The sequence below is a fragment of the Bradyrhizobium sp. INPA03-11B genome (assembly GCF_040446015.1).
Taxonomy (GTDB): domain Bacteria; phylum Pseudomonadota; class Alphaproteobacteria; order Rhizobiales; family Xanthobacteraceae; genus Bradyrhizobium; species Bradyrhizobium macuxiense_A.
The window spans coordinates 20,766-31,779 of sequence record NZ_JASGSR010000096.1 but is presented as its reverse complement, the minus strand read 5'-3'; the positions used below and the strand labels follow the sequence as shown (position 1 = coordinate 31,779).

At 65.8% G+C, this 11,014-nt stretch carries 10 protein-coding genes; 7 read left to right on the top strand and 3 right to left on the bottom strand.

Translation table 11 applies throughout. The features are described from left to right. Positions 1-132: 132 nt before the first annotated feature. Together QMZ05_RS30330 and QMZ05_RS30325 are read right to left on the bottom strand one after the other, a co-directional pair. A complete protein-coding gene (locus QMZ05_RS30330) occupies positions 133-1,254 on the bottom strand; it encodes a DUF2865 domain-containing protein (RefSeq protein ID WP_353704097.1) in 1,122 nt (373 codons plus the stop codon). 194 nt (positions 1,255-1,448) lie between these two features. Next, positions 1,449-1,772 (bottom strand): hypothetical protein, encoded by a 324-nt coding sequence (locus tag QMZ05_RS30325; protein WP_353704096.1) that lies wholly within the window; start codon positions 1,770-1,772, stop codon positions 1,449-1,451. A 296-nt stretch (positions 1,773-2,068) separates the two neighbouring features. Between QMZ05_RS30325 and cysS the strand changes: the two genes are divergently transcribed. The 4 genes from cysS to QMZ05_RS30305 all read left to right on the top strand — a co-directional run bounded on the left by cysS (position 2,069) and on the right by QMZ05_RS30305 (position 6,057). Beyond that, the gene (gene cysS, locus QMZ05_RS30320; RefSeq protein ID WP_353704095.1) at positions 2,069-3,469 is read left to right on the top strand and encodes a cysteine--tRNA ligase; all 1,401 of its coding nucleotides are present in this window, start codon (positions 2,069-2,071) and stop codon (positions 3,467-3,469) included. Continuing rightward, positions 3,466-3,972: a GNAT family N-acetyltransferase gene (locus QMZ05_RS30315; protein WP_353704094.1), complete on the top strand. Its 507-nt coding sequence runs from the start codon at positions 3,466-3,468 to the stop codon at positions 3,970-3,972. Before cysS ends, QMZ05_RS30315 begins: the two co-directional genes overlap by 4 nt. Then, the gene (gene cimA / locus QMZ05_RS30310) at positions 3,969-5,567 is read left to right on the top strand and encodes a citramalate synthase (RefSeq protein WP_353704093.1); all 1,599 of its coding nucleotides are present in this window, start codon (positions 3,969-3,971) and stop codon (positions 5,565-5,567) included. Before QMZ05_RS30315 ends, cimA begins: the two co-directional genes overlap by 4 nt. Before the next feature lie 112 nt (positions 5,568-5,679). Then, positions 5,680-6,057, top strand: coding sequence for a VOC family protein (locus tag QMZ05_RS30305; protein ID WP_353704092.1), 378 nt, complete (start codon positions 5,680-5,682; stop codon positions 6,055-6,057). Between the two features lie 172 nt (positions 6,058-6,229). On the opposite strand, the gene QMZ05_RS30300 is transcribed toward QMZ05_RS30305, so the two are convergent. Next, positions 6,230-6,835 carry a TIGR00730 family Rossman fold protein gene (locus tag QMZ05_RS30300; protein WP_353704091.1) on the bottom strand — a complete coding sequence of 202 codons (606 nt, stop codon included), beginning with the start codon at positions 6,833-6,835 and terminating at the stop codon, positions 6,230-6,232. Positions 6,836-7,048: 213 nt separating this feature from the next. Here QMZ05_RS30300 and QMZ05_RS30295 point away from each other — a divergent pair, with 213 nt between their 5' ends. From QMZ05_RS30295 to pssA, 3 genes are all read left to right on the top strand, one after another. Beyond that, entirely contained in the window at positions 7,049-9,037 is a 1,989-nt protein-coding gene (locus QMZ05_RS30295) for an ABC transporter ATP-binding protein/permease (RefSeq protein WP_353704090.1), read from the top strand. Positions 9,038-9,088: 51 nt separating this feature from the next. Next, positions 9,089-9,787 carry a phosphatidylserine decarboxylase gene (locus QMZ05_RS30290; RefSeq protein WP_353704089.1) on the top strand — a complete coding sequence of 233 codons (699 nt, stop codon included), beginning with the start codon at positions 9,089-9,091 and terminating at the stop codon, positions 9,785-9,787. A 77-nt stretch (positions 9,788-9,864) separates the two neighbouring features. Beyond that, positions 9,865-10,746, top strand: a complete 882-nt coding sequence (gene pssA / locus QMZ05_RS30285) for a CDP-diacylglycerol--serine O-phosphatidyltransferase (RefSeq protein WP_353704088.1) — start codon at positions 9,865-9,867, stop codon at positions 10,744-10,746. Positions 10,747-11,014 lie beyond the last annotated feature (268 nt).

Sequence of the window (11,014 nt, the reverse complement as noted above, 5' to 3'; positions counted from 1 at the left end):
GGGTCGGGGTGGGGGTGTCGCCGCGAGCGAGACCGCCGACGTGGAGAGAGCCCCCACCCATATCGCATCTTCGATGCGATATGACCTCCCCCGCAAGCGGGAGAGGTGGGGAATGAGTTCGCGGACGGGCTTCTACTGCTTCTTCTGCTGAATGAAGGTCGGGCCGACCGTGCGGATCTGGCCGTCGCTTGCGGGCGTCGGCGCCGTTGCGTCAGCGGCCGCAGCCGGCTGCTGCTGAGCCGCAGCTGGCGCGCCCTTCTTGCCGGCGGCGGCCTTGGTCTGCGCGCGCTGCTGCATCTTCCGCGCGCTCTCCTCTGTGACGATGATGTCGCCCTGCTGCGCGGCGGACGTCTGGTCGTCGACCGCCTTCAACGCCTCGGCCCAGCTCTGGCCGGCCGCCCTGCAGGAGCACGACGGATTGAACTCGGTGCGGTACTTGAAGGCGTTCGGCAGCGACGAGTAGGACTGCCCGCTGATCGAGACTGCCTGGTTGATGTCTTCGCCGGGATTGCGGTAGGCGAACAGGCTGGCCTCCGCGGCCGGGCACTGCGCCTTGCAGATCTGCTCGTCGGCGGCAAAGCGCGCCGACGAGGTCGCGAACGAAATCGGGAAATAGGCGCCGTCGCAGGTGCGGACGCAGACGGTGCGGAAGGTACCGGACTGCCCGCCATATTGCGCGTCGGGCGGGGGCAGCGGGGTATTCGGATTGGCGCCGCCACCACCGCCGCCGAACAGGTTCTCGATGAAATTGCCGGGGCCACGCGCGGCGGCCGCGGCGTATTGCGGGCCGCAATTGTTCTGCGCCAGCGCGGTCAGGACCGAGCGGCGCTGGTTCTCGCGGTCGGCGCCGCCGAGCCCGCCGGTGCGCAGCCGTTCGAGATTGGCGGTCATCTGGTCGAGATTGGCGCGCATCTGCTGGATCTGGTTGTTGACCGGTCCGCACTGCGCCGAATTGTTATTGAACAGCGAAAAGAACCCGGAGCTGTCGCAGCCCATGCGCCGGGCCTGCGCCGTCACGCGATCGAGTTCGCCCTGCTGCCTTGTTGCCGCGTCCTGATAGCGGCGGATCTGCTCGTCCTTGGCCGGATCGCCGCTGCCGCCGCCGCGATCGATTGCCGCCAGCTGGCCCTCGAGCCGCACGCACATCGGATTGGCCTGCGGATTGGGCTGGGCGCCCTGGGGCGCCGGGCCGGGCGGGCCAGGCGGCACCTGCGCCAGGGCATCCGTGGTGGGCAGGGCGATTGCCGCCAACAGGGCGCAAGTCGAAAACCAGCGGGAGAAGCGAGAACGGGAGCTATTGAGCATATCCGGCCATTAAAACGACGCCGCGCGGCGAGCAACGCCAAAGCGCGCGGGCAAGGCCGCTGCAATAGCCTTTTCTCGGGGCAGCGTCACGTCGTTTCCGGGGCGCCGGTGTGGCAATAACCCCGTTTATCCAGCAGCTTGGCTCAGCGCTGGCAGGTGATGGCGACGTATTCGCCGCAGCTATTGCCGGTGCATTTCTCATTGGCGGCGTGCGGAACCGCGCCGGTGATCTCGTCGGGATCGACGCGGCGGTAATTGGTGGCCTGCGCAAAATCCCGTGACCGGCAGTAGGCGCGGGCGGCGGACGCGCCGCAGCGGTCACCACGGGCGAGGCACTGGTCGATGCCGTAGCCGTCGGCCTGGTTGGCGACGATGAAAACGCGGCTGTCGGCCGACGCGGCCGAGGGGACAAGGGCGGACGGGACAAGGAAGAGCGTGCAGGCAATCAATGCTGAAAAGGGCCGCATGGTGCACCGGTCAAAATGGCGGGGAATCCGCCGGCCCTCCCGTACGCCCAATTGCTTAATAATGATTAACCATGAGGGCGTTGGCGTGATTTCGGCGCCCGGCGCGTTGCAAAGCGCCCGAAAACAGCCCCTTGACGCGATAAAGGGGCCATGAGACATGGTGGAACCATGAACGGCCACCTCGCCATCTGCAGCATTTGCCGCGAGATTATGAGCTAGCGATTCGCTGGCTGAGGCCGTCTTTTCTCAATCACCCTGAGAATCACTGGACGCCCGGCCGCAAGGGACGGTGATCCATGGAATTGCGCCTTTACGACACGTTGACTCGGGAGAAGCGGCCGTTCGTGCCGCTCGATGCCAACAATGTCCGCATGTATGCCTGCGGACCGACGGTCTACGACTTCGCCCATATCGGCAACGGCCGCGCGGCCATTGTCTTCGACGTGCTGTTCCGCGCGCTGCGCCATCGCTATGGCGCCGGCCACGTGACCTATGTCCGCAACATCACCGACGTCGACGACAAGATCAACGTCCGCGCCGCGCGGGACTATCCCGGCGTGCCGCTGAACGAGGCGATCCGCAAGGTCACCGAGCAAACCTACCAGCAGTATCAGGATGACGTCACGGCACTGGGCTGCTTGCCACCGACCGTGCAGCCGCGCGCGACCGAGCACATCCCGGAGATGCGCGCGATCATCGAGAAGCTGGTTGCCGGCGGCTTTGCCTATGTCGCCGAGGATCACGTGCTGTTCTCGCCGCAGGCGATGAACGCGGCCAATTCGATGCTGCCGCGCTATGGCGCGCTGTCGAAGCGCTCGCTCGACGAGATGATCGCGGGTGCCCGCGTCGACGTTGCGCCCTACAAGCGCGACAACACCGACTTCGTGCTGTGGAAGCCGTCGAAGCCGGGCGAGCCGTCGTGGCCCTCGCCGGCAGGCATTGCGGTCGAGGGCCGGCCCGGTTGGCACATCGAGTGCTCGGCGATGGCCTGGAAGCATCTCGGCGAAAAGTTCGACATCCATGGCGGCGGCATCGACCTGGTGTTCCCGCACCATGAGAACGAGCTCGCGCAGACCTGCTGCGCGTTCCATACCGACCGCATGGCCAATGTCTGGATGCACAACGGGTTCCTGCAGATCGAAAGCGAGAAGATGTCGAAGTCGCTCGGCAACTTCTTCACGATCCGCGATCTGCTGGCGGATTGGCCGGGCGAGGTGCTGCGTCTGAGCATGCTCCGAACGCACTACCGTTCGCCGCTCGACTGGACGCTGAAGAGCGCGGAAGAAGCCGCAAGGACGCTCGACGACTGGTATGCGGTCGCGGCCGACGCCGAGTCCGGCGCGCCGTCGCCGGCGATGGTCGAGGCGCTCTACGACGATCTCAACACCGCGCAGGCGATGGCCGTGCTGCACGGCCTGCGGAATGCTGCCGTGAGCAGTGAGGCAGGCCGCAAGGAATTTGCCGGTTCGCTGCGGCTGCTCGGCTTCCTGTCGGAGAGCGCGGCAGCATGGGAGGCGCGCAAGCAGCAGGCGAGCGGTGTCGACGCTGCCGCGGTCGAGGCGCTGATCGCCGAGCGCGCCGCGGCGCGTGCGCGCAAGGATTTCAAGGAGTCCGACCGGATCCGCGATCAGCTCGCCGCGATGGGCGTGGTGATCAAGGACTCCAAGGAAGGCACCACCTGGGAGGTCGCGCGATGAGCCGTTCCGCACCCGCGCTGCGCCCCTATCTGCCTGATGACGCGCCGCTGCTGGCGGCGATCTTCGCGGCCTCGATCATGGATCTGACCGGCGACGATTATAGCGAGGCGCAGCAGGAGGCCTGGGCGGCGGCTGCCGACGACGAGGCCGCGTTCGGCAAGAAGCTCGCCGGCCAGCTGACGCTGATCGCGACCTTGCAGGGCGCGCCGGTTGGGTTCGCCTCGCTGAAGGGCGCCGACGATATCGACATGCTCTACGTGCATCCGAGTGCCGTGGGGCAGGGTGTCGGCGCCGCGCTGTGCGATGCGCTGGAGAAGATCGCGAGCGCCCGCGGCACCAAGACCCTGAAGGTCGATGTCAGCGACACCGCGCTCGAATTCTTCCGCAAGCGCGGCTACGTCGCCCAGCAGCGCAATTCGGTGACCATCGGCGACGAATGGCTCGCCAACACCACGATGCAGAAGACGCTCGACGGCGTTGCCACGCCCGGAGGCCACGCATGAGCCGCGAGCGCCTCTATCTGTTCGACACCACGCTGCGCGACGGCGCGCAGACCAATGGCGTCGACTTCACGCTGCAGGACAAGCAGGTGATCGCGGGCATGCTCGACCAGCTCGGCATCGACTATGTCGAGGGTGGCTATCCCGGCGCCAATCCGACCGACACCGAGTTCTTCAGCAGGAAGCCCGCCTTCGACCACGCGCGCTTCACCGCGTTCGGCATGACGCGGCGGCCGGGCCGTTCGGCCTCGAACGATCCCGGTCTCGCCGGCATCCTCGAGGCCAAGGCGGACGCGATCTGCTTCGTCGCGAAATCCTCCGCCTACCAGGTCCGGGTCGCGCTCGAGACCACCAACGAGGAGAACCTCGCCTCGATCCGCGACAGCGTCGCTGCCGCCAAGGCGCTCGGCCGCGAGGTGATGGTCGACTGCGAGCATTTCTTCGACGGCTACAAGGAGGACAGCGACTATGCGCTCGCCTGCGCAACTGCGGCCTATCAGGCCGGCGCGCGCTGGGTGGTGCTGTGCGACACCAATGGCGGCACCATGCCGCATGAGATCGAGAGCATTGTCGCCGATGTTATCAAGCAGGTACCCGGCGCCCATGTCGGCATTCATGCCCATAACGACACCGAGCAGGCGGTCGCCAACTCGCTCGCCGCAGTGCGCGCCGGCGCACGCCAGATCCAGGGCGCGCTCAACGGCCTCGGCGAGCGCTGCGGCAACGCCAACCTCTGCTCACTGATCCCGACCCTGAAGCTGAAGCAGGAATTCGCCGACAAGTTCGAGATTGGCGTCACCACCGAGAAGATGGCGACGCTGATGAAGGTGTCGCGCACGCTCGACGACATGCTGAACCGAGCGCCCAATCGCCATGCGGCTTACGTCGGCGAGAGCGCCTTCGTCACCAAGACCGGCATCCATGCCTCTGCCGTGATGAAGGATCCGCAGACCTACGAGCACGTGCTGCCGGAGACCGTCGGCAACCACCGCAAGGTGCTGGTCTCGGATCAGGCCGGCCGCTCCAACGTGATGGCCGAGCTCGACCGCGCCGGCATCGTCTATGACAAGAGCGATCCGCGCCTGACGCGGCTGGTCGAGGAGTTGAAGGAGCGCGAGGCCGCGGGCTTCGCCTATGAATCCGCCAACGCCTCGTTCGACCTCTTGGCGCGCCGCACGCTCGGCAAGGTGCCGGAATATTTCAAGGTCGAGCAGTTCGACGTCAATGTCGAGCAGCGCTACAACGCCAACGGCCAGCGTGTCACGGTGGCGCTTGCGGTCGTGAAGGTCGATGTCGACGGCGAGCGGCTGATCTCGGCCGCCGAAGGCAACGGTCCGGTCAACGCGCTCGACGTCGCGCTGCGCAAGGACCTCGGCAAGTACCAGAAGTATATCGATGGTCTGAAGCTGATCGACTACCGAGTGCGTATCCTCAATGGCGGCACCGAGGCGGTCACGCGCGTGCTGATCGAAAGCGAGGACGAGACCGGCGAGAGCTGGACCACGGTAGGCGTCTCGCCCAATATCATCGACGCCTCGTTCCAGGCGCTGATGGATTCGGTGTTCTACAAGCTGGTGAAGTCGGGCGCGCAGGCGTGAGGGCTAGACTGTCATTCCGGGGCGCGTCGAAGACGCGAACCCGGAATCTCGAGATTCCGGGTTCGATGCTTCGCATCGCCCCGGAATGACGGATTGAAGGAGGGCGTCAATCATGATCGACCACGTCTCCGTCGGCGTCCGCGATCTCGAACGCGCCGCGCGGTTCTACGAGCCGACGCTGGCCGCGCTTGGTCTGAGCCGCCTCGTCACGCGGCCGGCGACGATCGGCTTCGGCAAGGCCTATCCGGAATTCTGGATCAATCTGCGCGCCACGATGGCGCACGTCGCGCATGAGAGCGGCACCCATATCTGCCTGCGCGCGAAGACCATCACCGAGGTCGATGCCTTCCACGCCGCCGCGCTGGCCTCCGGCGGTCTCTCCGATGGTCCGCCAGGCCTGCGCCCGCACGACCGTGTGCGCTATTATGCGGCTTTCGTCCTCGACCCCGACGGCAACCGCATCGAGGCCGTGACGTTTCCGAGTGAGTAACGGAAATTGAGGGCTAGCGGTTAGACCCGTCGTCCTGAGGTGCGAGCGGAGCGAGCCTCGAAGGGCGAATGGCCACCAGCCGGGCCGTTCATCCTTCGAGACGCGCTACGCGCTCCTCAGGATGACGGGAACAGTGTTGCGCGAGCCGAAGGGGACGCTCGAAAGCTCCCGCCTACAGCCGCCGCGCCACTTCGGGCGCCAGCTCCTTCGCGGCTGCCGGCTTGCCGGCCACGGCGGAATGCAGCCGCGGCAGGATGTCGTCGACGCGGTCGGCCATCAGGACATTGATCGGCAGCGTCGGGCGGATGAACTCGGTCATACGCATGTGGTTCAGCAGCGAGAGCAGGGGTTCCCAGAAGTTGTCGATGTTGGCGAGCAGGATCGGCTTGGAGTGGCGGCCGAGCTGCTGCCAGGTCAATTGCTCGACCAACTCCTCCAGCGTGCCGATGCCGCCGGGCAGCGCGACGAACGCATCGGAGCGCTCGAACATCAGGCGCTTGCGCTCATGCATGTCGGGGGTGACGATCATCTCCTGAACCGAGGTCAGCGCATTCTCACGCGCCCGCAGGAATTCCGGAATGATGCCGGTGACGGAGCCGCCATGATCGAGCGTGGATTTCGCGACCGCGCCCATCAGGCCGATCGAGCCGCCGCCATAGACCAGGCGAACGTTGTTGTCGGCAAAGGCCTTGCCGAGCGCGATGGCAGCTTCAACAAAGCGGGGATTGTTACCGGGGCCGGAGCCGCAATAAACACAGACGGTCTTGATTTGGTTCATACGATCCTTGTGGCACTGCAGCGTAAACACGGTCAAGACTCGCATATGGGGATTGAGGGCCAAAAAATCCCGTAAATTCCCGCGAATCGCGAACAATTTTCGTCATAAGCCTGTACGCCGCGTTCAAACGATCTATATGACGGGCACAATGGCAAATCGTGGAAAAGATGTGGCAGCGGACCGCCGCGCCATGACGGCGAGAGCGGGCTCCTGATGGTGCCGCCGCAACAGAAGATCACCGCTGCCGCGGAGCCCAAGGCCGCCACGCCGGCCGCCGAGAAGGGCACGCTGCTCGGTACCCTCGTTCATCTCTGGCCCTATATCTGGCCTGGCGACCGCGCCGATCTGAAGATGCGCGTGATCTGGTCGGTGGTGCTGCTGCTGTTCGCCAAGCTCGCGACGCTGTCGGTGCCGTTCACCTTCAAATGGGCGATCGACGCGCTGAACGGCGCGGGCTCGGCGCCGGTCGAGCCGTCGAACTGGGTGCTGTGGCTGATCGCCTCGCCGGTGCTGATGACGATCAGCTACGGCGCGGTGCGCATCATCATGGCGGTGCTGACGCAGTGGCGCGACGGCATCTTCGCCCGCGTCGCGATGCACGCGGTGCGTCGGCTCGCCTACATCACCTTCGTGCACATGCACGAGCTGTCGCTGCGCTTTCATCTCGAGCGCAAGACCGGCGGCCTGACCCGCGTCCTGGAGCGCGGCCGCTCCGGCATCGAGACCATCGTGCGGATGGTGATCCTGCAGCTGATCCCGACCATCGTCGAGGTCGCACTGCTGGCGGGCGTGCTGCTGTGGCAGTTCGACTGGCGCTACGTGCTCGCCGTGCTGCTGACGGTCATCGTGTTCATGTACTTCACCTACATCGCGACCGAGTGGCGGATCGAGATCCGCCGCAAGATGAACGACTCGGATACCGAGGCGAACACCAAGGCGATCGACTCGCTGCTCAACTACGAGACGGTGAAGTATTTCGGCGCCGAGGAGCGCGAGGCGCGGCGCTACGACCGCTCGATGGAACGCTACGAGCAGGCCAGCGTGAAGACCTATACCTCGCTTGCGGTGCTCAACACCGGGCAGGCGATCATCTTCACCGCGGGGCTGACCGCAACCATGCTGATGTGCGCGTTCGGTATCCGCAACGGCACTCATACCGTCGGCGATTTCGTGCTGATCAATTCGATGATGATCCAGCTCTATCAGCCGCTGAACTTCATGGGCATGGTCTATCGCGAGATCAAGCAGGCGATCATCGACATCGAGAAGATGTTCGACGTGCTGGCGCGCGATCCCGAGGTGAAGGACGTGCCGGGCGCAAAGCCGCTCGCAGTGTCCACCGGCAGCGTGCGCTTCGAGGATGTCCGCTTCGCTTATGAGGCGGACCGGCAGATCCTCAAAGGGCTGAGCTTCGAGGTGCCGGCCGGCAAGACGGTCGCGATCGTCGGCCCCTCCGGCGCCGGCAAGTCGACGATCTCGCGGCTCTTGTTCCGGCTCTACGACGTCTCCTCCGGCCGCATCCTGATCGACGGCCAGGACATCAAGAACGTGACGCAGGCCTCGCTGCGGTCGGCGATCGGCATGGTGCCGCAGGACACCGTGCTGTTCAACGACACCATCCGCTACAACATCCGCTATGGCCGCTGGGATGCCGGCGATGACGAGGTGGAGGAGGCGGCGCGGCTGGCGCAGATCGACGGCTTCATCCGGATGTCGCCGCAGGGCTACGAAACCCAGGTCGGCGAGCGCGGCCTGAAACTCTCCGGCGGCGAGAAGCAGCGCGTCGCGATCGCGCGGACCGTGCTGAAGGCGCCGCCGATCCTGGTACTGGACGAGGCGACCTCTGCGCTCGACAGCCACACCGAGCATGAGATCCAGGGCGCGCTGGAGCGGGTCTCGCGCAACCGCACTTCGCTCGTCATCGCGCACCGGCTGTCGACCATCGTCGGCGCGGACGAGATCATCGTGTTGGACCAGGGCCGGATCGCCGAGCGCGGCACCCATGCGCGGCTTTTGGCCGCCGACGGTCTCTACGCCAGCATGTGGAACCGGCAGCGCGAGGCTGAGGAGGCCCGCGAACGGCTCGCCCAGGTCGACGAGGACGGTACCGCGCCGAATCGCCTGCCGCCGGCAGTCACGGAGTCGTCGGACGATTCCACCCCTGACGCGGGTGAGAAACCCTTGCCGACCGCCGCGGAATAGTCGATTTAGGGCGTCTCCCGCCGCAGGGGCGGGGTACCACAGCGAGTTCTGATGTCGATCGCCAATTCCATCCGCGCGCAGATCCCGCCGATCCACCCCGAGGGCTATCCCTTCATCGGCGGCTTCGCTCTGGCAAGCCTGATCCTGTTCTGGATCTGGACCCCGCTGGGCTGGATCGGGACGCTGCTCACGGTCTGGTGCGCGCTGTTCTTCCGCGACCCCGTGCGCGTGACGCCGCTACGCGACGGCATCGTGGTGTCGCCGGCCGATGGCCGCGTCTCCATGGTGGTGCAGGCGCTGCCGCCGGCCGAGCTCGGGCTCGGCGACAAGCCGCTGCCGCGGGTCTCGGTTTTCATGAGCGTGTTCAACTGCCACGTGAACCGCAGCCCGGTGGCCGGCCGCATCGACCGCATCGCCTACCGGCCCGGCGCCTTCATCAATGCCGAGCTCGACAAGGCGAGCGAGGACAATGAACGCAATTCGCTGGTCATCTCGAGCTCGAACGGGCGCGTCGGCGTGGTCCAGATCGCGGGCCTCGTGGCGCGCCGCATCGTCTGCTTCGTCAAGGAAGGCCAGTCGATCGGCGCCGGCGAGCGCTTCGGCCTGATCCGCTTCGGCTCGCGGCTCGACGTCTACCTGCCCGAGGGCACCAAGGCGCTGGTTTCCGAGGGCCAGACCGCAGTCGCGGGCGAGACCATCCTGGCGGATTTCCGCGGCGCCGATCCCGGCCGCACCTACCGGGCCGATTAACGCTGTTTTAGCCGGTTGATTAGCCGGTTCCCGCACCGATGGCGGAGCGGGGCCATGCTTGCTATATTTATCGGACCATGACCCCATTCGATAACAATTCCAGCGAGCTGCGCCGCCGCCGGTTCCGCCCGATCCCGGTGCGGATGCTGGTGCCGAACATGATCACGCTGCTGGCGATCTGCGCCGGCCTGACCGCAATCCGGCTGTCGACGGAAGGGCGGATGGAGCTGGCGGTTGCCGCCATCGTGTTCGCCGCGATCCTCGACGGCATCGACGGCCGCGTCGCGCGCATGATCAAGGGCCAGTCGAAATTCGGCGCCGAGCTCGACAGCCTCGCCGACTTCGTCAATTTCGGCGTCGCGCCGGGCCTGATCCTGTATTTCTGGCAGCTGCATGAATTGAACAATGGCGGCTGGATCGCCGCGATGGTGTTCGCGATCTCCGGCGGTCTGCGTCTTGCGCGCTTCAATGCCTCGATCGACGACCCGAACAAGCCGGCCTTCGCCGCCAACTATTTCACCGGCGTGCCGGCGCCGGCCGGCGCGATCACCGTGCTGCTGCCGATCTATCTTGCCTTCCTCGGCGTGCCGATGCCGCCGGCGACCTTGACGGCGTTCTACACGCTGCTGATCGCCTTCCTGATGGTGTCGCGCCTGCCGGTGTTCTCCGGCAAGACGGTGAAGATGCGCGTGCCGCCGGAGATGGTGCTGCCGGTGTTCGTGGCGGTGGTGTTCTTCGTCGCGCTGCTGATCGGCTATCCCTGGCACATCCTGTCGGCGGGCTCGGTGGCCTATTTGATCAGCCTGCCGTGGGGCTGGAAGTCCTATCGCGATCAGGAGCGCCAGCTTGCGGCGCAGACGCAAGGCGCGAGCGCACCGGCGGCGACATCGCCTGCGGCTCCCTACGCAGCGCCGGTCGCGGAGAGCGACCACGACGATCGTCCGACGCATTTGCATTGAGGTCATCCTGAGGAGCACGAAGCGCGTCTCGAAGGATGCACGGCCACAGACGGGCCGTCGCCCTTCGAGGCTCGCTCCGCTCGCACCTCAGGGTGACGGCGATGGAGCGTGATTGAGTCCGCTCCCGCAAATATCAGCCATGAGCGTGCCTCGGTTGGGTTCGCCTGCGATCTCGGCTATAGGCTGGGACGGCCCGCTCGAGCATGATCCGGAAAAGTGGAGACCGGTTTTCCGAAAGATCATGCTCAAACAAAGAAATCTCACGCCA